Annotated in this window: 13 protein-coding genes; 8 read left to right on the plus strand and 5 right to left on the minus strand. The window is 69.8% G+C overall.

All coding sequences use genetic code 11. From position 1 onward, the window contains the following. The first annotated feature begins 869 nt into the window (after positions 1–869). A complete protein-coding gene (locus ABD832_RS31985) occupies positions 870–1,022 on the plus strand; it encodes a hypothetical protein (protein ID WP_344902832.1) in 153 nt (50 codons plus the stop codon). Positions 1,023–11,064: 10,042 nt separating this feature from the next. Here ABD832_RS31985 and ABD832_RS31990 read toward each other — a convergent pair. Further along, positions 11,065–11,244, minus strand: a complete 180-nt coding sequence (locus ABD832_RS31990; protein WP_344902835.1) for a hypothetical protein — start codon at positions 11,242–11,244, stop codon at positions 11,065–11,067. A 34-nt stretch (positions 11,245–11,278) separates the two neighbouring features. Next, positions 11,279–12,718: a cytochrome b gene (locus tag ABD832_RS42370; protein ID WP_425582704.1), complete on the minus strand. Its 1,440-nt coding sequence runs from the start codon at positions 12,716–12,718 to the stop codon at positions 11,279–11,281. Between the two features lie 319 nt (positions 12,719–13,037). Here ABD832_RS42370 and ABD832_RS32010 point away from each other — a divergent pair, with 319 nt between their 5' ends. The 4 genes from ABD832_RS32010 to ABD832_RS32025 all read left to right on the plus strand — a co-directional run bounded on the left by ABD832_RS32010 (position 13,038) and on the right by ABD832_RS32025 (position 16,806). Further along, on the plus strand, positions 13,038–13,835 hold the full coding sequence (locus ABD832_RS32010; RefSeq protein ID WP_344902845.1) for a glycerophosphodiester phosphodiesterase family protein: 798 nt from the start codon (positions 13,038–13,040) through the stop codon (positions 13,833–13,835). A 57-nt stretch (positions 13,836–13,892) separates the two neighbouring features. Continuing rightward, positions 13,893–15,248 carry an MFS transporter gene (locus ABD832_RS32015; protein ID WP_344902848.1) on the plus strand — a complete coding sequence of 452 codons (1,356 nt, stop codon included), beginning with the start codon at positions 13,893–13,895 and terminating at the stop codon, positions 15,246–15,248. A gap of 147 nt (positions 15,249–15,395) precedes the next feature. Next, the gene (locus ABD832_RS32020) at positions 15,396–15,740 is read left to right on the plus strand and encodes an RNA polymerase-binding protein RbpA (RefSeq protein ID WP_344902851.1); all 345 of its coding nucleotides are present in this window, start codon (positions 15,396–15,398) and stop codon (positions 15,738–15,740) included. 247 nt (positions 15,741–15,987) lie between these two features. Beyond that, positions 15,988–16,806, plus strand: a complete 819-nt coding sequence (locus ABD832_RS32025) for an isocitrate lyase/PEP mutase family protein (RefSeq protein WP_344902854.1) — start codon at positions 15,988–15,990, stop codon at positions 16,804–16,806. Between the two features lie 73 nt (positions 16,807–16,879). On the opposite strand, the gene ABD832_RS32030 is transcribed toward ABD832_RS32025, so the two are convergent. Together ABD832_RS32030 and ABD832_RS32035 are read right to left on the minus strand one after the other, a co-directional pair. Next, positions 16,880–18,082: a PP2C family protein-serine/threonine phosphatase gene (locus ABD832_RS32030; protein ID WP_344904424.1), complete on the minus strand. Its 1,203-nt coding sequence runs from the start codon at positions 18,080–18,082 to the stop codon at positions 16,880–16,882. Positions 18,083–18,301: 219 nt separating this feature from the next. Then, on the minus strand, positions 18,302–18,559 hold the full coding sequence (locus tag ABD832_RS32035) for a hypothetical protein (protein WP_344902857.1): 258 nt from the start codon (positions 18,557–18,559) through the stop codon (positions 18,302–18,304). A gap of 244 nt (positions 18,560–18,803) precedes the next feature. Between ABD832_RS32035 and ABD832_RS32040 the strand changes: the two genes are divergently transcribed. The 3 genes from ABD832_RS32040 to ABD832_RS32050 all read left to right on the plus strand — a co-directional run bounded on the left by ABD832_RS32040 (position 18,804) and on the right by ABD832_RS32050 (position 21,684). Beyond that, positions 18,804–19,676 carry an MHYT domain-containing protein gene (locus ABD832_RS32040; RefSeq protein WP_344902860.1) on the plus strand — a complete coding sequence of 291 codons (873 nt, stop codon included), beginning with the start codon at positions 18,804–18,806 and terminating at the stop codon, positions 19,674–19,676. A gap of 258 nt (positions 19,677–19,934) precedes the next feature. Further along, the gene (locus ABD832_RS32045) at positions 19,935–21,056 is read left to right on the plus strand and encodes a S1 family peptidase (protein ID WP_344902863.1); all 1,122 of its coding nucleotides are present in this window, start codon (positions 19,935–19,937) and stop codon (positions 21,054–21,056) included. A gap of 64 nt (positions 21,057–21,120) precedes the next feature. Continuing rightward, positions 21,121–21,684 carry a snapalysin family zinc-dependent metalloprotease gene (locus tag ABD832_RS32050; protein WP_344902866.1) on the plus strand — a complete coding sequence of 188 codons (564 nt, stop codon included), beginning with the start codon at positions 21,121–21,123 and terminating at the stop codon, positions 21,682–21,684. A gap of 206 nt (positions 21,685–21,890) precedes the next feature. Here the strand turns inward: ABD832_RS32050 and ABD832_RS32055 are convergent, their stop codons facing one another. Then, entirely contained in the window at positions 21,891–22,382 is a 492-nt protein-coding gene (locus ABD832_RS32055; RefSeq protein ID WP_344902869.1) for a GNAT family N-acetyltransferase, read from the minus strand. Between the last annotated feature and the right edge of the window lie 97 nt (positions 22,383–22,479).

Genomic DNA, 22,479 nt, shown 5'->3' on the forward strand with positions numbered 1-22,479 from the left:
GGTGATTTCAATCAACGGCCCGGGCAGCGTAATTTCCGAGGTATGTGACCACAAGTGTTAAGACGTCCGCGGCGAACTCACTCGCTCCCGGCGCCACTCCGGAGACCCAGGCCGTCGTTGCTGCTGACGCGCCCGCGGCCTGGTGGCCGGTATTGGGTCTTCGAGCCGGGTCGGTGGCGGTCAGGTCCGTATGCAGGGGTCGGCGACAGCCCGATCTCCGGCGCTTACTCGACCAGTTGCTCAATCCACACGGTTCCCCGCCGTCCACGCGCTTGGTGACTTGTCTTCGTTACGTCCCGGGCATCGCGCCTGAGGCCGTCCTCGTACGAGCCTGATATCGTCCTTTCACCGCCCCTGACCTCCGGGCCGGACTTGGGAGCGCCACTTCCCTCACCACTGTCGGCTGTGCGCGGTGGGCGGTGGCCTCCATCAGTGCGCGATAGGGGGGCCCGGGAACGTCGCGCCAGTGTGGAGGATGCCGGTCAGACTTCAACAGGCCGCGACCTTCGGCAAAGCAACAATGCCGCGAGGCCGACCGACGTGCCCCGCAAGCTCTGAGCTCAGATAGCCTTGGGGCGGGCGAGCACCCCTGGGCCTGCAAGCCATGTGCGTACTCGCCAGGTCAGGCCTGCCAGGGGACTGACGTCTCCCCGCGCTCTCGTGAGCCTGCACTGTGGGTCCGGCTGGGGAAAACTCGCTTAGGCCGCTTTGTGGTGCCGGTGCTGTCACGCTGGCGTTCGAGCCGACAAAGCGCCGTCGAGCTCAAACGGCCGGCCAGCCCGCTCGCGGGCACTCGGCTGCGTGCCGCGAGCTGGTGCCGCCGAGCTCTGCTGGGCGCCACTGCCGAGGGCCGCGGGGCACGGTGAGCAATGGTGGACCACCAGCCGGACGGGCCCGGCGCGTCCACCCAGCACTACTACTGGTGGGCGTTGCGCTGGCTGCCCTCGCGGCCGCTGCCGCGCTGCTTCCGCCTCGCCGCCCTTCTCTTGACGGCCCGTCGGGCCGCCCCCGGCCTACGCTAGTCTCGCCGCCTTCCCTGGTCCCCGAACCTCTCCTCCGTCCCTCGAACCGTCTCGAAGTCCGATCCCGACGATCCATCCGTCCTGCGCCACGGGTGCTGGACTCGGCTGCCCCTGCCGGATCACCACCTGGCTTATGCGGTGAAGCCGCTGGCCACATTGTCCGTCGATGTGATTACACAAATCCCGGGGACGGAACGTGCCTTCAATTGGCGCGCACGCACGTTCCTCCGAGTGGCCACTCCGCCCCGGCGCCGACCAGTCGCTCGAGGATTGGGGGGGGGGCTCTCTATCGTCGGCCGCCCGCCGCCTTTTGCCGCGCGGGCGCGGCCCCGACCGGCTCATCGAGGGGCTGCGGGCCACCGGGGTATACCGCTTCGGGTCCCTAGACTGTCCCTGTCCCTGGCGCGGCCCGGCTCGTGGCTGGTGCGACGGCTGACGGCTGTGGGGCAGGTCCGGGCCGCGGGCTGTCGTCCGTGGGACGCTGCAAGAAGGGCGGCCAGCTGGGCTCGGCAGCCAGGGCATACGAAACACGGTGGACGGCAGTGCGTGCCCCGTCGCGCGGTCTGCGTACGAACATTTCGTTCGATTCATGTCGGTGCCCGCTCGGCGCCAGCCAGAGCCAGACCATCACCGGCCAGCAGCGCCGCAGCCACGGAGATGCTGAAGTCCAGCACCCACCGCGGAGCGCTAACCCTGCCGTGTGGACCCAGACCGGGGGACGCCGGCGGCGTCGTCGGTCAGAGTGTCACGGAATGGGTACGGCGGCCCCATGAGGGGTGTGTTTGAGGTCCAGGCCGAATCCGGGAGCGGCTGGGTGCGACGCGTGCCGATGGGCGAAAGTCGTGTCGCCACCATGGTCGAGCGGACCCTCGTTTATGTTTGGTTTACCCGCCTGTGCGACTGAGTGGTCAGGGTGTGGCTAAAGATACCGCAGGTCCCTTGCGTGTGATTAGTCCGCGTCAGCGTGCCCCGCCTGACCAGGGCCACCGCGGGACCCGACACAAACGGGCTGCTGCCCGAGGAACACGTCTCGGGATCCCGAAGCTTGCCCCGCCTCCAGCTCCCGGCTCGTAAACAGGGTGACCGACCCAGCGGGGGCGTTCCCGTTTTGCGCAGCGTTTCCATGGGCGCAGCGACCTGCGCAGGGAGCGCCTGTCCGGCCGCACCGGTCGGTTGCGGCCGGCCGCACCGACGTGAGGGCCCTGGACATCCACACCACCTCGGCGCTCGCCCGGTACACAGCAGGAACCGAGCCTTGCGCCGCGATGGGCGCCGCGCGTCTCGCTCGCAACCCACTCAACCTGCGCAGAATCGACATTAGCGCCAAGTACTAGTTGTCCGGGCCGTGAGTCGGAGCGTATGCCGCCCGCCGCCTATCGTCGGTGTTGGACGGTCGATAGGGGACCTCCCCCGGTGGACGGCCTCATCGGTCCCCTCTGCCCCTGCCGTTCCGAGCGCGGCCCCCCCGGTCGCTTGCTGGTCAGCCCGTGCACCGCACGCAGACCACGCTTCCCCATTTTAAAACCCTACCGCGCTGAGCGCAGGGCAGCCGTGCAGGGCGGCCCCCCAGGCGTCCCTGAGGTTGAAAGACATAACCATGTACGGTCAACTACCCGTGGTCGGGTCCCCACCGGAACCATCTGTAAGCGCAACGGGCCTCGCAGGAAGGAAGTGCCCCGAGCCAAGGGGCGTGGGCTCGCCCCGTACATCCTGTCATGCGGTGAGGTGGCCCTACGCTCTGACCTATGAAGCGTAGCAACACCGTATGGGCCTACCCGGGTCAGTGACATGACGGTTCCTGGTGATGGTCGGACCGTCGGCGCCAGACGGCAACTCACGAACTATCCCGTTCTCCGGTCTACAGCCGGCCGGCTGCAACACCGTGGGCCGTCCAGTGGAAAACGCCGTCTGGCGCGCGCTGCGCATGGCGTGAACCCCCGTCCCCTCTGGCGAGGGGCGCAACAGCATCCCCCTGGTCCGGGTACCAGCCGGCAGCGACTCCGCCATAGTGCGCACACCACGCTCGGGGCGACCTTGTGCCGCCCGCCGCCGACGGCGCCGTAAGCAGTAACAGGCCTGCGCAGCGCTCGCACCGTGGCTGGATCGACCTGCGGCCACTTGCCCAGGCAGTAATGGGCGGACCTGTACACTATAGTGGAGAACCGGGTCTACTGGTCAACTTTTGATTTGAGAATGACAGCGGATATGACCCCGTCGCCGAAGAGTGCTGGCCTTTGATGCGAGTTGAACCTTGGTCGGACGAAGCAGGCCGATAGTGAGGACCATCGCTGCGCGACGTGTCAGGGCAGCACCCGCAGCCCTGACCGAGGTCCGTCGGGTCATCTGGGGGGCAGGCCCCCCATGGTGGAGCGATTGCTCGTCGCACTCTCAACTGCTAGCGCCGCACTTCGTGGAGCACTTGCCACTGCCTGGATGGGCGTGCCCCGGGGGTCCCAAGACCCTGGCCGCCTATCGGGTGACCGGGACTCTGGCACACCGTGGTCGGCGGGGAGTTTGGTCTAGCCGTTATCCAGTTCACCAAAAACAAACAATCGGCATCGATTGCGCTCTCGCGTGGATACCGCGCCCGACCTCTGGGTCCCCACAATGCTAGGCAGCTGGAATGCCGCGTGTGGGACCCGCGGTTGGTCCCTACCGCCTCCGCCCGCCCGCCGACAGCTCGCACCTTAGCTACCGGCCGACCGCGTGTGCGGAGCGGCCTTTCGGGACGGGTCTAGCCTCGTGCGCAACATGGCTCCGGTGTTCGTGAACTTCCTGCTCGCCCGACGAGGATCACAGCCGGTTGTTGCGCCCGGCCAAGGTGCAGCTCGACGGCCCGGCCTGTGTGGGCTCTGGGTGGATTGGGTTTGACTGGCGGAGCGGGGCGGCAGAGGTGACCGGCTACCCGGGCCGGCTTCATACCCCTCCGCGGTCGTACGGGTGGCCACAAGGACAGCCGTCTCATAGGCGGTGCTGGCCCACTCGATGAGGCGCGAGACAACCCGAATCAAGCCCGTTGTCCCGGGCAGGTGCGTCTGTGTCTGCCGTGAACCCTGTTGGCCGGGAGGTGCAGGGCGCGAATCCCGGTTCCTGTCTTCACGTCCGGGGTTGAGCGTCAGCCCGTCGCCGGCTCACGCCGTGCCCCGCAAAATCGGGGGAGTCCCGCGCCCGACAGAGGAGCTGGGAGGCTATCGGCCTTGCACCGGATTGCGACGTGGACCCGACCCCGCAGCGCGGTTCCTGTCACCCCCAAGCCCCTAGGGCGGTGCTCGCCCCCGGACCACGACTTGTCCGTCAGCCGATGACAGGCGTATGGCCGAAGCCAGGTCTCGGTCCGTCCGCATCCAACCCAACTCGGTCGCGGCACGCCTACGTGTAAAGCCGCCCGAGCGCCCGCACTCTGGCCTCGTCTAGGATGGGCGACCGCGCTGCCCAGCGACGAGTTGCACGCCCCACACCCGAGTCAACGCCGGCCGCGGTGGCCGAGGGCGTGAGGGAAGACCATTCGACGAACTCGGTACGTCAGCCCTCCCCAGACCCGATCGAGCGCCCAGCACGACCCACCTCTCCGACCTGGTACCGCCGTGCGGGGGCGCGGCCTGTCCTGCTGCGCGGCGCCCGCGAGCACTGACCTCCTGGGCCCGCCCCACCGCCGAGGCCGACGATTCCGGACGATGCCGCGGTGAGCCGTGATGTCCCCCAGCCGGCCTGAATGCTCACCGGCCTTGCGACGCCCCCGGTCGCCGACGGGACTCGAGCTCTCCGGAGGCGGGGACGTGGTTCGGCGAGCAGATCGCTGACCGACCTGGTCGGCCCGCTGCCCAGACGGCACCCTGGGTCGTCTGGAATCACCGATGGGCCCTCGCTCGGGTGCACTGCTGCAGCGCGCCCGGAGCACAACTGCGATGCCACCGTGCTCGCGCGAGCTACGGCACCCGACCCCGTGCCCACACTTCGACTTGTCACGCCTGCGACAAGCCCCGGCCTGCCTCAAGCGGGCGCAGCCGCGCCGAGTCTCCCGCCACCTGGCCCCGCCGAACCCCGTATCGTGCGCCGCCGCGGCAGGGCATCGACGACTCGGCCCGTGAGATGCGGGCCTGCAGATCCCGCCCCTCCCGGCGTACGGGCCGCAATGGGGGCAAACCCACACCCCGGGAGGTCCGCGCGCCCGGGGCCGACATGGTGCCGAGGAGGGACTCGGTCTCGCGAGGAACGAGCGTACATCGCTCCTCTCCGACGAGTGAAGGAGCCGGATCCCCCGCGGCCTCACCCCGCCGCAAAAGACGTTCGCGTCCCATGACAGGGCCAGCCGCCCCACGCCTCGCCAGCCCGGGCGACCCCCTGTGAGGGGCCCCTGCCTGCGCCCCCGGTCGGCGGCACGGCCGCGTCGTGCGGACGATTGGGACTCCGAGGGGAGCAGGTAGGAGGCTCGCCCGAGCGAGGAACTAGCGTATCCCCACGAATGGTCGAAAGAGGGAGGAGCCCGGATCCCCAGCGGGCCTCTCAGCCGGCCCACCAGCAACCGTGGCGCCGGCGCGAACTCGCAAGAGACGCACGGCGCCGGAGTGGATCCACACAGGCGCCGTGGCCGTCTGGGCGCTGCAGTGCGGCCGAAGCGCGACCCGGCGCGTGTAGCAATTTGGCCCGTGCTCGCGCCCGGGTGATCGCCGGACGCCACATCGGTCGCCAGTGGAGGCCCTACATTGTGGGCGTCGCCGTGGGCGGTGTGATACGTGGTCGGCGCACGCGATGAGTCACGTGGCGCGACCCGACCAGTGAGGAGAGGAGGGATACTGTCGGGACCGGGGCAACTAACGGAGCGACGGACCGCGCACCGTCGGACTGAGGGCATAGGAACGCACGGTCATGTGAAACGAGGAAGCGAGCCCTCGTACACTCCCATGTCGCGTGACCGTCGCAGAAGCGCGGTCGACTCATCGGAGACACTAGTGGGCACACAGCCGGCCGCTGAGGTCGCGCTGGAGCCTCCCCACAAGTTCGTCCCCGCCGCTCTGGACGGGCCCTGCTGCACGAGCTCCCAAGTCTCTTATGCTACCGACGCCGGGCTGCCGCTGCTGACGCCTCCGGGCCCGGGGAAGTCGCGAGTTTCGCGGCACCCGAGTGCCCCGTGAGGGGGGATCCCTCCTGGCCTCTCCGGTGGCGAGTTGGCGGCTCCCTAGATCGTGATCGCTCTCGGAAGCCTCTCGCCGGCATGGACTGGGGGGCGCGGCCGTGCTTCCGCCGCACCGGCGCTCCTGCACGGGCGACCGGTGCCACCCTCGTCCCCTGCGACGACTGATCCGCGCGGAGACGCGTGTCGCGGCGTGACACCAGTACTCCTGTCCGTGCCAGGAACTGCGCCAGGCGTCGAGCGCGTGTCTAGTATCAGAACCCCCTATATGGTCGCTGCCGTAGGCCGAGCCCCACTGTCTTGCCCCAGCAATACGGTACGTCCTCGCGCATGTCGGCACCTCGGGCATGGAGAAGCGGGAGGACCTAGGCCGTGGCCGCGGTTCCGGGCGTCGGTCCTTCTGGCGGGGCCCGCCGGCATCGGGCCCAACTTCGAGTTCGGGCTATCCCCGCCGGACAGACGGGGCTATCCCGTGCTGCCTCCACGGAACGGTCCTTCGGCACGCGTGCTGACCGAGTTACCATTCACTCAACACGCCGCTGCGGATTGGGGGCGACACGCCAGGGGTGATGTGGCGCTCGGCCCGGCCGTCCCTCTCCGTGACCCGGCCTAGCTTGCACTCGGCGTGATGCTAGGCCCCCCCAGGGGCCGGGTGTGCGTGGCGGGTGCCCCCCGGAGTGCTGGCAGCAGCGCGGGGATATCCCGCGCAGGTGCTGTAGCTGGACTGCCGACACAGGACAGGGATAGGAATAGGAGAAACCGATGGGTAGTTCGGCTAGTGATGATGAAGGGGAAGGCAGCCAGGCCCGGTCGAAGAAAGGATCGACCACAATTAGCGTGTGTGATAAGTGCACGCGCAACTTTCAATGGAATTACAATGGAGTTGCGATGAGAATTAGAACTCCATGAGAACTCCAACAAAAATGGATAGATAACAAAAAGACAAAAAAAACTCGAGAATGCCCTGGGTAGACGGCAGATTAACAGAAAGGCTGACCAGGCAAACAACAATGATGTGTACCGTACGAGGTTGATCGACTCAACAGTCACCATAACAAGAATGAGAAGAGAAATGAGAACTTGTTCGCTACATCAAGACACAGTAAATCCATGAACCACCGGTCTGGTAAGGATGCCTTGGTCAAACGGAGGGAGGAAAAAGAGAGAGGTACCCACCTCATAACTACCGAGCGGACAGCCCGAGTCACCGGGGCGGAGCCCGACCTGCCACGGTGGCGGCGTGACCCGCCGCAAGGATCCGCAGTCACGGCGTACAGCGGGCAGTGCGGTGCCCGCTACACCGCCTAATGCAAGAACGACACCTCAGGTGGCGGACGCATCTATGTGGCAACGCAGGGATGGTCCGCTGAAAAGTCGCGGGGGGATTCGTGGCTCCGTCGGTGTCCACATCGCTGGTGCGCAACCGACCGCGACTAGGTGTTCGACAGTCCTCGGTCCCAGTTTCGTGGCCGTGCGGCAGCGCGCATCAGGCCGCACGTGACCCATCTCCGTGCCGTGAGTCGCGGAGCGACACGGCTGACCTTTCTCTCTCCCGGTATGGCTCTGGCTGTTCGCCTGCGCTGGGGCCTGTGTGCTCCGTGGCGGGTTCGTGGCGGCCATTTCGGCCCGGCGCCGTTACGCGGCTGCGCTTCACAACCTGCCGCCGCTGGAACCTGGGTGGTGCGTTCGGGGCCGGCCGGGCCGCCGCCCGTGGCCTGGGCCGCGTTGTTCAGGTCATTGAATGATACCTGCTGAGCGTGGGGCGCGGCCCGTCCCGCCGACTCGGTGCGGCGTCCCCGTCCGACCGGTGAGCGACGATCATCACGCGGCATGGACGTCTCGCTGTCCATGGGGCCGACACGTCCGTCCGAGACCGGGATCACCGTGCCGCCGAAGGGAAGGAACGAGCGCAGGAAGTTTCGTCTCCGGTGAATGCCTACCTGCCGAGCGCTTCACATACGGGACTGGTTGCACTATTTCCGCTTCGCCCGTGCCTCCTCGTCGTGGTCTCCCCGACCACGACCACCGTGCGGTGGTGGACCTCCATCGGCAACCTGGCACCTCGGGCGGCACCGCCCATCGTCAGGCGGTGTTTTCAGCTCCCTGGAGGCGCTGCGCTCCTTCGCCAGCACGCGGGGTGACCTGACCCGGGCCGCCGCGCCGCGTCTTGGCTGCTCTACGACGGGGGACAACACTCGGAGCCGCTCGGTGGCCCGAGGGCGATCGAATGTCGGCGAAGAACGTGCGGTGCCGGCGGGGGTGGGGTTGGGCGGGGGGCGAAGCATTGCGGCAGATCTCGGTGGTAATCGCTGCCTTGAGACTTCAGAGTTGGGCAGGTGAACTAACGAGCGCCAAGGCCGACCACCATCTCGTCGACGGAGGCTGCCCCTTACGTGCAAGCTAAAAGTGTAGTGGGCGCCACGGGGGGGCAGCCTACGCCCTGAGGAAGGGCCACCTGGTGAATCCCCCAGGGAACGATTGAACGCTTGCCGGGTTCACTTTTTGATGGTCCGGCCGATAGCCGCGAAACGTGGCCAAACCAGCCTTCGATCGGAAGGGCCGGACTGGGAGTTTAGGGCCGTATGCGATGTGTCGATAAGCCACGCACGGCAGGAGAGCCGCGGAACCGCGCGGGGAGCTTGATGGAACGGACGCTGCGGCTGTAGGGGGTGAGGACGGATCCGCGCCTGTCGGCGGCGAGGTCTACGCTCATTTGCCCGAGTGGACGGCTAGTGGTCATTCCGTAGGAGCCGTCCGAATGTGTCGATGCCGGGTCCCGTACGAAGCTGCGGATAGACGGCCCTGCGAGAAGGCCAACCGGGCCGGACCCGTGGTGGCGACGATTAATTTGCGATGAGTCAACGGCCGTGCTCACGTAGCTAGCGGTTCGGGGCGGCACGCGGTCTGGTTCCAAGCACACAGAGGAGGGCGTACCGCAGACTAAGTCGGTTCGCAGGCCGGCGAGTCGGCTGCGCGCACCTGGCAGCTGTCCGGTCTCCACGATGCGTAAGGCACCCAGGAGGGGACCGTCTCGATCGAGCGCCGCGACGTGCAGTGGCCGGTGAGAGCAAACGGTCACGCTGCAGACCCTGTCGGTACGGGACGGGCGGCCGGGTCTTCACTACGAGGCGGTGAGTCGGGCAGCGCCAGACTGCATGGAGCTCTTACGAGCACGATCTCGGCTCTTCCCGGTCTGGGGTACCTGACGTGGCTTCAGCCAGAGAGATCACCAGTGCGTTCGTGGTGGCGGCGATCCTGGCGGCTGCGGACCGCGGCGGCGAGCCCTGTTGCATGCGTAGGGGTCGCGGCTGCCCTGACGCCGGTCCCGCCGTGTGTGTATACGTTCTACGTGTACGTGGCACACTTAGCTTCGCGAGGAGCCGTCCCGAGGCCTGCGCCGTCCCGGCTCGGTCACCGCTCGTGCTCCCCTGACTTACACCTGAGGCTGGCGACTCGTGACAGGCGGGTGTCTCGCCGATGCGCGTCGACCAGGGCGGATCCTGCTGGAGAGCGTCCTTCCGGCGCCTGCCCGCCGATGGCGACCTGCTCGACGCTGTGGCTGCGCATGATACCGGGCCGATCGCCGCTGGACCCATGGCCTCGAGCGTGCCCCGGGTCGTGCGACGTCTGGGCGGTGGACGTCGACTCAACCGCAGGTCGTGGACCAGTGCGCGCCGCAAGCGCCCGGGCCGCGGGCCTTGATCAAGTAAGGTCATGGCACGCCGGCGACGAGGGTCCACGCCCGAGGTCCAGGTCTGTCTCCGCGCATCTGGTCGTAACCCGGCGACTCCGGCGTCGGATCGGCAACGCCGCCATGCACGAGATGCTGACCCGCTGGCTGTCGCGCCTCACACCCGGACGCGCTGTCGCCCACACTGGTGTGTTCAGAAGCACCTGGGTTCGGACTCGCTGCGCAGACGCTGGCTCGAACGAGCGGCGGCTGGCCCACCGAGCGGGCTGGCGCGTCCCGGCGTCGTCGTACCGGACTCCTGGTGCGGGTGCACGCACCGGGCTGGATGTGCTCGGAGCGCGGCCGTGACGGACCGGTGACGCGCGAGCGAGCTGTGACGATCACTGGGCGGGGCGTCGGAACGCCCGCGCGACGACGAGTGAACGACGAATGACACCGTGAAGCGACCGCATGACTGCGCAGAAGCACGCGAGCAGGCACGCCGCGCCCGACCGATGTGTCCAAGAGCGCCTCACCGGAGGCTGGCGGAGAGCACGAGGGGCGCGCGTAGGGCGACTGCGATATCGTGGCAGTCCGGTGACCGGCCGCGTTTCAACATCGGTCTCCAGCTTCGCCACGTCGCAGCCTTCGGGGTGGAGCGGATTCTGGCTGGCGGGCAACGGCACCCGCCTGCCTGCCAACCCCAAGGCGCAGAAGACGCGCGCTCGGCACCGACCGCGCTGGTGGCCTGGGAGGAAGCCGGTCCCCGTCCGGGCGGCGTACGGCCGCGAAGGAGGACGGGTTCACCGTGGTCGCGGTGAGACTTGACCCCGTGACGCGGTCCCGCTGTCGCTAGCGAAGCTCGGCGGCCGACTGTCTGCGCTGCGTGGTGCGGCAGCGCGGAGCTGCTGTCGGCTGCTCGCGCTTCGCTGGGAGCGCGCGAATTTTCTGTTTCCGTGCTGCTACATCCCGCAGTCGGCCGGGTCGGCTCGTTCAACGTCGCGGTCGCCGGCGGCGATCGCGCTGGCGGAGGTCCGGCGCCAGGAGTGGGCCGGCAGGCGGCGCCCCAGGAATGAGGCCCGCCTCCGCGGCGAGGCCCCGGCGCGCGAACTTCACCACGGCCCCCGTCGCGAGATCCTGCACGGTCCCGGCCGCGGCTCCCGCTCCGGGGGACCCCACCACGCCCCCCGCTCCGGGGATCCGGTTCCCGATCCGAGGTCCCGAACCCCGGCCCTGAACGGTCAGCCGGGCGGGGGCCGGTCCTCCCCCGGGCCCGAGCCGACGGCCGCGTGCCCGCCGCTCCCGTCCTCCCCCATGCCGATCTCCCGGGTACCGGCCTTCCGCGTGCCGTGGCCGTTCCCGTCGTGGCCGTCCCGCTCGCCGTCCAGCGGGACCTTCTCGCCGCCGTAGGTCCTGCTCATCAGGGCACGGAGGCGGGCGATGCGGCCCTGTCCCTCACCGGACGCCACCCCCTGGCCGCCGTCGCCGGAGCCGCCGTGACGTTTCCCCGGTGACCCCGGAGGCCGGGCTGATCACCGGGATCGGCTCCTTGCCCCGGATGCGGGCCTCGACGGCCTCGTTGGGCGGCACGTGCACCTCGACGTACTCGCCCGTGGGCATGCGCTGGATCACGCCCGTCTCCACGCCGTGCCCCAGGCTCGCCGCGTCCCTGCGCTGCAGGCCCAGGCAGATCCGGTAGGTGATGTAGTACGCCAGGGCGGGGCCGACGAAGACCAGGCCCCGGCCGATGACGATCATCACGTTCAGCGAGAGGCGGAAGTAGGCGGAGATCACGTCGTTGGAGGCCATCAGCCACAGGACGCCGTAGAAGGTGATCGCGGCCATGCCGATCGCGGTGCGGTGCGGGTTCTCGCGGGGACGCTCGGCGATGTGGTGCTCGCGGCTGTCACCGGTGATCCAGCGTTCGGCGAAGGGGTAGAGGGCCAGGCCCGCCAGAATGAGGCCTATCGGGGCGAGCGCCGGCAGGATCACGCTCATCGGCAGCGTGAAGCCCAGGAAGTTGATCTCCCAGCCGGGTGTCAGGCGGAGCGACCCGTCGAGGAACGCCAGGTAGAAGTCGGGCTGGGACCCGGCGCCGATGTCGGACGGGGCGGTAGGGCCCGAACAGCCAGACCGGGTTGATCTGGGCGAAGGGTGCCCAGCAGCGCGATGACCCCGAAGGTGAACATGAAGTACGCGCCCGACTTGCGAGGAAGGACGGGTGGAACGGCCCGCCCCACCACGTTGTCGTTGGTGCGTCCCTTGCGTGCATCTGGGTGTGCTTGAGCACCCACGTCCAGGATCATGTGCGCGGTGATCAGCGCCAGCAGGACACCGGGCAGCAGCAGGATGTGGGATCGTGTAGAACCGGCCGATGACGTCGTCGCCGGGATACTCGCCGCCGATCAGGAAGAACGTGAGCCAGGTGCCGACGATCGGCAGCGACTGCGCCACGCCCGCGGTGATCCGCAGGCCCGCCCCCGACAGCAGGTCGTCCAGCAGGGAGTACCCGGTCAGGCCCTCGAACAGCGACAGCGCCAGCAGCGCCACCCCGATCAGCCAGTTGATCTCGCGTGGCTTGCGGTAGGCCCCGGTGAAGAAGACCCGGAGCATGTGGATCATCATGCCGCCGATGAACAGCAGGGCCGCCCAGTGGTGCATCTGGCGCATGAGCAGGCCGCCGCGCACGTTGAAGCTGATCTCCAGCGACGAGGCGTACGCCTCGGACATCGTGACGCCCCGCAGCGGGGCGTAGGCCCCCTCGTAGGGGATCTCCAGCATGCTGGCCTTGAAGAAGAACGTCAGGAACGTGCCGGTCAGCAGCAGGATGATGAACGAGTAGAGCGGGATCTCGCCGAGCAGGAACGACCAGTGGTCGGGGAAGACCTTCCGGATGTTCCGCTTGACGAAGTTGCCCGCCCCGAGGCGGTCGTCGAAGTAGCCCGGCCGTGCCCGCCAGCCTCGTCCGGTCGTGTGCTCTGCTCATGCGTGGTCTCCGTTCCCACGGATCCCGGCTCCGGCGTCGCCGCGCCCCCGGAAAAACCGCAACGGGCCCACGGCGGAGCCCGCCGTGGACGCCCAGATCCTCTCTTCATTCCCGGCTCCGGTCAGGACCGGGCAAAGAGGGTTTCAGGGTCCGGTTCCGGAGCCCGTGACCCAAACGTTCACCCGCGCGCGATGACGCGCCCGGCCCGCAGGGGGCATACTCCTGCACGTGCAACGCCGTTACGCCTTCCTCGAACACCCCGGCCCGCTGGCCTTCGCCCACCGGGGCGGGGCCGCCGAGGGCAGGGAGAACACCCTCGCCGCGTTCGAGCGCGCCGTCAGGCTCGGTTACACGTACCTGGAGACCGACGCGCACGCCACCGCCGACGGGGTGCTCCTGGCCTTCCACGACCACACCCTGGACCGGGTGACCGACCGCAGGGGCCGGATCGCGGAGCTGCCGTACCGGCTGGTGCGCCAGGCGCGGATCGGCGGCGTGGACGAGATCCCCCTGATGGAGGACCTGCTGGGCTCGTGGCCCGAGGCGCGCTTCAACATCGACGTCAAGGAGGCGGCGGCCATCGCCCCGCTCGCCGAGGCGATCCGCAGGACCTCCTCGCACGACCGGATCTGCCTGACCTCCTTCTCCGAGGAGCGGCTCCAGCGGGCCCGCGCCGCGGTCGGCCGCGACGTGTGCTCGGCGCTGGGACCGCGCGGCGTGGCGACCCTGCGCGCCGCCGCCACCACCTCGGGGTACGGCCGCCTGCTCGCCCGTCTGGCCCGCGCCGGGATGCCGTGCGCGCAGGTCCCGGTGGGGTTCCGCGGCCTGCGGATCACCACGCCCGCCCTGATCCGCACGGCGCACGCGCTGGGCATGCAGGTCCACGTGTGGACCGTCAACGACACCGCGGTGATGCGGCGCCTGCTCGACCTGGGCGTGGACGGCCTGATGACCGACAACATCTCCGGGCTGCGCGACGTGCTGAGCTCCCGGGGCCAGTGGCATCCCGGCCGCATGGCCGCGTGACCGGCCCGTCCCCGCTCCTATCGTGATCCCTCTCCCCCAGCGAACCGAGGACCCCCCATGACCTCAGCACAGGCCGTCGAGGAGACCCCGGCCTCCCGCCTCCGGGAGCAGCGCGGCTGGTACTTCTACGACTGGGCGAACTCCGCCTTCCCGACCACCGTCCTGACGGTCTTCCTGGGCCCGTACCTGACGACGATCGCCGAGACCGCCGCCCAGGGCCGCCCGTACGTGGACGTGCTCGGGTTCGACGTGCGGCCCAGCGCCTACTACTCCTTCGTGGTGGGGGCCGCGGCGATCCTGCAGATCCTCCTGATGCCCGTCGTGGGCGCGCTGGCCGACCACACCGGCCGCAAGAAGGAACTGCTGGGCCTGTTCGCCTACCTCGGCGCCGGTGCCACCCTGTGCTTCTGGTTCCTCTCCGGCGACCGCTACCTGCTGGGCGGCGCGCTGTTCCTCGTCTCCAGCGTCGCCTTCGCGGCCGCGTTCGTGGTCTACAACTCGTTCCTGCCGGATATCGCCACGGCGAACGAGCGCGACAGGGTCTCCGCCCGGGGGTGGGGGTTCGGCTACCTCGGCGGCGGCCTGCTGCTCGCCGTCCACCTGGGGCTCTTCCTCTACCACGAGTCCTTCGGCGTCACCGAGGGCGACGCCGTGCGCATCGCCCTGGCGTCCGCGGGCCTGTGGTGGGGCGGGTTCACGATCATCCCGCTGCTGCGGCTGCGCAACCGGCACGTGGCCTCCCCCGGCACCGAGAGGGCCGGCCGGGCCGTGACCGGCAGCCTCCGCCAGCTGGGCCGCACGATCAGGGAGCTGCGGCGCTACCCGCTGACGCTGGGCTTCCTGGTGGCCTACCTGATCTACAACGACGGCGTGCAGACCGTCATCTCCTTCTCGGCCACCTACGCCGACAAGGAGCTCGGGCTGGACCAGACGGTGCGGATCGCGGCGATCCTGATGGTGCAGTTCGTGGCGTTCTTCGGGGCGCTGCTGCTGGGCCGGCTGGCCGCCTCCTACGGGGCCAAGCGGGTCGTGATGGTGGCGCTGGTGGCCTGGATCGTCGTGGTGGCCGTGGCCTACTTCCTGCCCCGTGGGTCGGCGGCGGCGTTCTTCGGGCTGGGCTTCGCCATCGCGATCGTGATGGGCGGCACGCAGGCCCTGTCGCGGTCGCTGTTCTCCCACGTGATCCCGCGGGGCAAGGAGGCGGAGTACTACAGCCTGTACGAGATCAGTGACAAGGGGGCGACGTTCCTCGGCTCGTTCACCCTCGGCCTGGCGCTCCAGCTGACCGACAGCTATCGCCTGGGAATCATCTCTTTGGTGATCTTCTTCGTGCTCGGCCTGGTGCTGCTCGCCCTGATCGACCTGCCCAAGGCCATCAGGGCGGCCGGGAACGAGGTGCCCGAACGCATCTGAGAACGCCTCCGGAAAGGGGCTCCGCGCAGACCGGGTCAAGAACGTGCGATTGGATCACCCCGTCTGTGGGAATCCACACACGGTATCAAGCGTTGTACGCCGTGGGAGACGAACCCCTACGACGGGGCCCTCAGGAGGCATTCAGACATGGGCGAGCGTGCGCTACGCGGTACCCGGCTCGGGGCGACCAGCTACGAGAACGACCGCAACACCGATCTGGCCCCGCGCCAGGAGGTGTCCTACACCTGCCCGAAGGGCCATCGATTCGACGTTCCGCTCGCCGCCGAGGCCGAGATTCCGGCGACCTGGGAGTGCCGTATGTGCGGCGCGACCGCTTTGCGGGTGGACGGCGAGCTGCCGGAGGCCAAGAAGGCCAAGCCCCCGCGGACGCACTGGGACATGTTGCTGGAGCGCCGCTCGATAGAGGACCTGGAGGAGGTGCTCAACGAGCGCCTGGCGATCCTGCGAGCCCAGCGCCGCAAGAGCGCCTGACCGCGCCCGGAGAGCCCCGGAGAGCCTCGAAGAACCCCTCGCCCCTGTCCGGGGCGGGGGGTTTCTTCGTGTCCGCCGTACGGCGCTCACAAGACTGACCGGTCCCCCGGGACGACACCGGCGGGCCGCGGAGTCCCGGAGCCCCGGGGTCCCGGGTCCTCGGGGTCTCCTCGGGCCGAAGTGGTCCGGTCGGCCGGGGCGGGATTGGCTCTCGGTGCGGCCCGCCCTCTGGCCTAGGGTCTTCTCCATGACCGTTTCGATCGACGACGAGAGCGGCGGCGTCCCGGCGGCCGGAGAAAAGGCCGCGGAGCTGCGCGCGCTGCACGTGCCGGGCCGCCCGCTGGTGGTGCCCAACGTCTGGGACGCGGCCTCGGCCCGTGCCGTCGAGGCCGCGGGCTTCCCGGTGATCGCCACCGGCAGCGCCGCGGTCGCCTCGGTGCTCGGGTACGAGGACGGGGAGGAGACGCCGGCCGGGGAGATGCTGGCCGCGGTGGCCAGGATCAGCCGGTCGGTGAGCCTGCCCGTCACCGCCGACATGGAACGCGGCTACCGGCTGGAGCCCGCCGAGCTGGCCGGGCGGCTCGCCGCCGCCGGGGCCTGCGGCTGCAACCTGGAGGACTCCGACCCCCGTACCGGAGCCCCGGTCGGCGCGGACGAGCAGGCCGGTCTGCTGCGAGCCGTCCGGGCCGCGGCCGTGGCCGCCGGGACGGACCTGGTGATCAACGCGCGGGTCGATGTCTTCCTCAACGGCACCGGTGGCGACGAGGAGCGGCTGGAGGAGGCGGTACGGCGGGGCAACCTCTACCTGGAGGCCGGCGCCGACTGCGTCTACCCGATCTTCGCGGCCGACGCGGGGATCATCCGCGAGCTGGTCCGCCGGATCGACGGACCGGTCAACGTCCTGTTCCGTCCCGGCACGCCGTCCCTGGCCGAGCTGGCGGATCTCGGGGTGGCGCGGGTGAGTTTCGGTCACGGCCTGCACCGGGTCGTGAGCGGGCACACGGACCGGATGCTCGCGGCCATCAGGAACGGCGAGAGCCCCTACACGGCGTCCGCCACCTCCTGATCGGCCAGCCACCCCGATCGGCCCGCCACCCCCTGATCGGCCCGCCACCCCCTGGTCGGGCCCGCGTCCCCCGTTAGAGGTGCAGCCTGTCCTGGGACCCGCCGCGCCACTCCACGAGCAGCACGGTGGCGTCGTCCTGGAGCATCCCGTCGTGATATTTCAGGATGTTGCGCACCAGGCGGCGCAGGGTCTCGGGCACGGGCAGGCCGTCGGCGTTGTAGCGGATGATGAAGTCGATGAAACGCTCCAGGCCGAACTCCTCGCCGTCCCGGTTGCGGGCCTCGGTCATGCCGTCGGTGTAGATGAGCACGCGGTCGCCGGGCTCCAGCTGCTCCTTGCACTGGGTCACCGGCAGGTCGAGGTCCAGGCCCACCGGGTGGGCGGGCGGGCAGTGCAGGGTGGTGACCCAGCGCCCGTTCCTGATCACCACCGGCGGGTGGTGGCCGCGGTTGACCCAGGTGAACACGCCGGTCCGCACGTTCAGGCTGGCCAGGATGGCCGTGGCGAACCGGTTGGCCGCGCCGAACTCGTCCACCAGGACCTTCTCGATGCCCTTGCTGACCTCGATCAGGTCGGCCCCCTGGCGACGGTGGTTACGGCAGGCCGCGACCGCGAGGTTGGCGGTCAGCCCGGCGGAGGCGTCGTGGCCCATCGCGTCGAAGACCGCCAGGTGCACGGTCTCACCGGCCAGCGCGTAGTCGAAGGCGTCACCGCCGAGCTCGTACGCCGGTTCGAGCGCGGCCCCGATCACCACCTGGTCGTTGGCGAAGATCGGCGCCGGCAGCAGGTTCCACTGCATCTCGGCCGCGACGTTCATCGGCCGGGTCCGTACCATCCGGGCGTAGGAGTCGCTCTGCTGGCGTTTGCTGGCCAGCAGGAGCGCGGCCATCGACGCCAGGTGCCGCATGTCCTCCTGAGCGCGCCCGTCACCCGGAGGGGCGCTGATCCGCAGCACGCCGAGGCGTTCGGTGCCGTCCAGCAGCGGCACCCACCACCGGTGCTCCTCGCTCCCCGAGCCCGGCCCGGCCAGCATGCGCACCTCCTGGAAGGCGCGCCCGGCCAGCGTCCCGTCGATCCGCAGCTCGGCCGCCTCCGGCTCCGCGTCGGCGCCGGCGGCGAGTCCCTTGCCGGTCACCAGCCGGAGCACCTCCTGCTGGAGGTCGGCAAGGTAGATCAGCACGTCCCGCAGGCCGGCGTAGGCGGCGTGTTCCGCGATGAGGGCGGGGAGCTGCTCCAGCGCGCTCAGGTGGCTGGCCTCGGCCAGCCCGGCGAGCATCCTCGCCCGCCCCTCGAACGGTCCGCCGTCCCCCTCAGTCCCGGGTCGCGGCACGGATCCGCCCACGGCAACTCCCAGCGCTCACCCGTCGCGTGTCGTGACTCATCACCGTCCGACAGTACTCGGCACCGCTCACCGCCGGGCAGCCCCTCCCCCGGCCGCGACGGGCGGCCGGGCACCGCGCGCACACCGAGTGATCATCGGATGGGCACCGGGGGGTCACCAGCGGTCGGCGGACAGCTCGACGCCCTCGACCCGGTCGTAGATCACCACCCCGTCCGTCAGCCTGACCACGCGCACCCGCCTGGCGAGTCCCGCCGTCTCCAGCTCGCGGGCGGAACGCACCGCGTACTGCGGGAACCGGTAGCGGTCACGGGTGGCGCCGGGCGGGTCGTCGCGTTCGCAGACGACCTCGTATCGATCTTCCGGCCATATCGGAGGCAGTGCCTCCAGGCCTCGAGCGGCGGGCGGGGCCATCGACCCGCCTCCTTCCTGAGTCTGACAAGGTGTGAACGGAACATACGTACAGTGATCAGTTAAGGCATTGTCAATAACTCCATTATGGCCTTTCGGAACGTGACAACTGTAAGGTGAGCACTCCTCGTACTGCCCCGGGCGGTCGGCTCGTCACATGCGGAGACCTCCGTCGACGTCACACGCGCCGGTCGGCTCCGGCCCGTATTGGCACGTTCCATTCCTCCGCTTCCGCCAGGAGCCCGTCATGTCCCCCATCGATCACTTCGCCTACGGGCTCGTCACTCCGGTCGCCTCCTACATCATGTCGAGCATCGGCTCGCTGCTGGGACTGCTGCTCGCCGCACGGGCCCGCGGGGCGCAGGGCGGCTCACGCGCACTCTGGCTCATCGGCGCGGCCCTGTCCATCGGCGGCACCGGTATCTGGGTGATGCACTTCATAGCGATGATGGGCTTCGACGTCCGGGGGACGTCGATCCGCTACGACGTCCCGCTGACCGTCGCCTCCGCGCTCCTCGCCGTCGTCGTCGTCGGCGCAGGCCTCTTCCTGGTCTCCCGGCCCGACAGCGGCACCGGCGCGCTCCTGGCCGGCGGGGCGCTGACCGGCCTGGGCGTGGCGGGCATGCACTACCTGGGCATGGCGGCCATGAACATGTCCGCCCACGTGAGCTACGACCCCCTGCTGGTCGCGCTGTCCCTGGTCATCGCGGTGGCCGCGGCGACGACGGCCCTGTGGTTCAGCCTGCGGGTACGCGGGGCCGCCGCCACGACGGGCGCCGCCCTGCTGATGGGCGTCGCGGTGAACGGGATGCACTACACCGGCATGTTCGCCCTGGACGTCAGCGTGCACGGCACCTCCGCGCCGACGGGCGGCGCCGAGGGGATGGACTTCATGCTGCCGCTGCTCGTCGGGATCAGCCTGCTCACCCTCGGCATGCTTCTGACGATCTTCCTGTCCCCCTCGGAGCAGGAGATGCGCCAGGACGCGGAGCTCCAGGCCCAGCTGCGGCGCAACCGCGCCGGCGCGGGCTCCTCCCCCGCCGGTCCGGCCGAGCCCCGCACCCGTCCCGCGCACGGCCGCGGCCCCTCCCTCTTCGACGACCACGACCCCGGCCGCTGACCCCCGCCACCCGTGCCCGGCCGTCGGCCCTGCTCATCGGCCCCGGTGATCGGCCCGGTCATCGGGTCTGATCATCGGGCCCGCCCACCGGGCCAGGCCGCCGAGCCCCGTCGAGCCCTATCGAGCCCCGCCACCGGGCCTCTCCCGGGACCCATAACCGATCAATGCCCCCCATAACATCGCGATAGGGATTCTTTGGGAGATCCCTCCGGGGGCCTCCGGCCAATACTTTGACAGCACCCCTCACAAGGAGTGTGCATGTTACGTCGAGGTACCTTCCTGGCCGGCGCCACCACCGTGGCCCTGTACCTGGCCGCCACCGTGGCCCCCGCCTTCGCAGCACCCGCCGTCTCCGCCCCCAAGCCCCCGAACGCGATGCTCGAGGCGCTCCAGCGCGACCTCGGCCTCACCGCCGAGCAGGCCGTCCAGCGCCTGGCCAACGAGCAGCGGGCGGCGGCCTCCGAGGCCGCGCTGACCCAGCAGCTCGGTGCCAGCTACGCCGGCGCCTGGCTCAACGGTGACGCCTCCCAGCTGTCGGTGGCCACCACCGACGCTGCGGCCGCGGACGCCATCAAGGCCAAGGGCGCCCAGCCCGTGGTCGTCAGCCGGTCCATCGCCGACCTCAACGCCGTCAAGGACAAGCTCGACCAGGCGCCCGCAGCGGCGAAGGCCGGCGCGTCCCTGTGGTACGTGGACGTCGCCACCAACACCGTCTCCGTCCTCGCGAGCGACCAGGCCGCCGGTGAGGCCCTCGTCGCCGCCGCGGGCGTGGACAAGAACGCCGTGAAGGTGACCCTCTCCGGCGAGAAGCCCCAGACCTACATCAACATCATCGGTGGAAGCGCCTACTACATCGGCGGCAGCCGCTGCAGCATCGGCTTCTCGGTGCGTCGCGGCAGCACCCCCGGCTTCGTGACCGCCGGCCACTGCGGCAGGACGGGCGCGACCACCAGCAACCCCTCCGGCACCTTCCAGGGCTCGTCGTTCCCCGGTAACGACTACGCGTGGGTGGCCACCCCCGGCCACACCGTGACGCCCTACGTCCGTGGCTCCGGCGGCGCCAACGTCACCGTCCGTGGCTCCACCCAGGCCTCGGTCGGCGCCTCGATCTGCCGCTCCGGCTCCACCACCGGCTGGCGCTGCGGCGTCGTCCAGCAGCACAACGCCAGCGTCACCTACCCGCAGGGCACGGTGAGCGGCCTGACCCGCACCACCGTGTGCGCCCAGCCGGGCGACTCCGGCGGCTCGTTCATCTCCGGCAGCCAGGCCCAGGGCGTGACCTCCGGTGGTTCGGGCAACTGCACCTCCGGCGGCACCACGTACTACCAGCCGGTCAACGAGATCCTCTCGGTGTACGGGCTGACGCTCGTCACCGGCTGATCCCCCCTCCTCACCAGCTGCTCGTCATGAGCAACCCCCCGATGGCCGAGGAGGCTCGCTAGAAATGTCAAGGATCATTCGCTCCGGTATCGCCTTCATCCTGGGCCTGGCCTTCCTGCTGACGGCGACCCCGTCCCAGGCGGCCACCGCCCAGGCGGAGGCCGGCACGGTGGCGGTCCGTGTACTCAGGTACGACGCCAGCAGGGCCGCGGAGTTCCGGTCGGTCGTGGACCAGGCGGCACAGGTCTGGAACTCCCGCGTCTCCAACGTACGACTGGTGGCCGGCAGCCCCGCGGACTTCGTGGTGCTCGCCGACAACGGCTGGCCTCGCGCCCAGCCGACCAGCCTGGGTCGCGGAACCATCTGGATGGGACGGCAGGCGACCTCGCAGGGGTACTTCCCGCTGCGGATCGCCACGCACGAGATCGGCCACATCCTGGGCCTGCCGGACCGGCGCACCGGTCTGTGCTCGGACCTGATGTCCGGTTCCAGCGCACCCGTCTCCTGCACCAACGCCAACCCGAGCGCGGCGGAGAGAGCGGCGGTCGAAAGGAACTTCGCGGGGTCCACCCCCTCGATCACCTTCGGCGAGCTCTACGTCGACGTTCCGCAGCACGCGGCGTCCTAGACGTCCGCGGAACACCTCGCCGGTCCGGCCGAGTCACTCGGCCGGGCCGGCGAGCCCGTTTCCCGCCCTCTCCACCCTCTTCGCCTTCTCAGCCCGCTCCGCGCGAAGCCGTACTCATCACCCTCTCGGCCCAGAGCCGTGCTCACCGTCCCGCACCCGGCGGGCGCGACGGACGGCCTCCCTCCGCGTACGCGCCGGGCGGGCGGTCACAGGGGCTTCTCGAAGCAGTGCGAGCCCGGGAGCCCCTCGTAGGGGGGAAAGACCGGGACAGGCGTGTAGCCCTCGCGCAGGTACATCCGCACCGCGTCCGGCTGGCGGGGGCCGGTCTGCAGCACGATCCGCGACGCTCCCAGCGCGCGGGCCGCGTCCTCCGCCGCGGCCAGCAGGGCCTGCGCCACCCCGCCGCCCCGTTCGGCCGGGACCACGAACATCCGCTTGAGCTCCAGCTCGCCGCCGAACGCGCGCAGCGCCACGTGCCCGACCGGGACACCCAGGGCCGAGCGGGCGACACCGGTGTAGACGACCGTGTCGGGCGTGACGTGCATCCCCTCGGGGACCAGACCGGGCACGGCGATCAGATCGGCGTAGCGGGCGTCCATCTCCTCGGTCATGGCCTGCCGCAGCGCGACGGCCGCGTCGTCGTCCCACTCGACGGCCGTGACCGTGATCAGGCCGCTCCTCGCCGCGAACGTTCCCACCGGATCCGGCACCTCCGCTCCCCCGGACCGTCCCGGGCCGGTACAAAATACCGGACCGTGCCCCGCGCCACGGCTCGCGAGGAGTCGTCCCGCGATC

It is taken from the genome of Streptosporangium longisporum, from assembly GCF_039534895.1.
Taxonomy (GTDB): domain Bacteria; phylum Actinomycetota; class Actinomycetes; order Streptosporangiales; family Streptosporangiaceae; genus Streptosporangium; species Streptosporangium longisporum.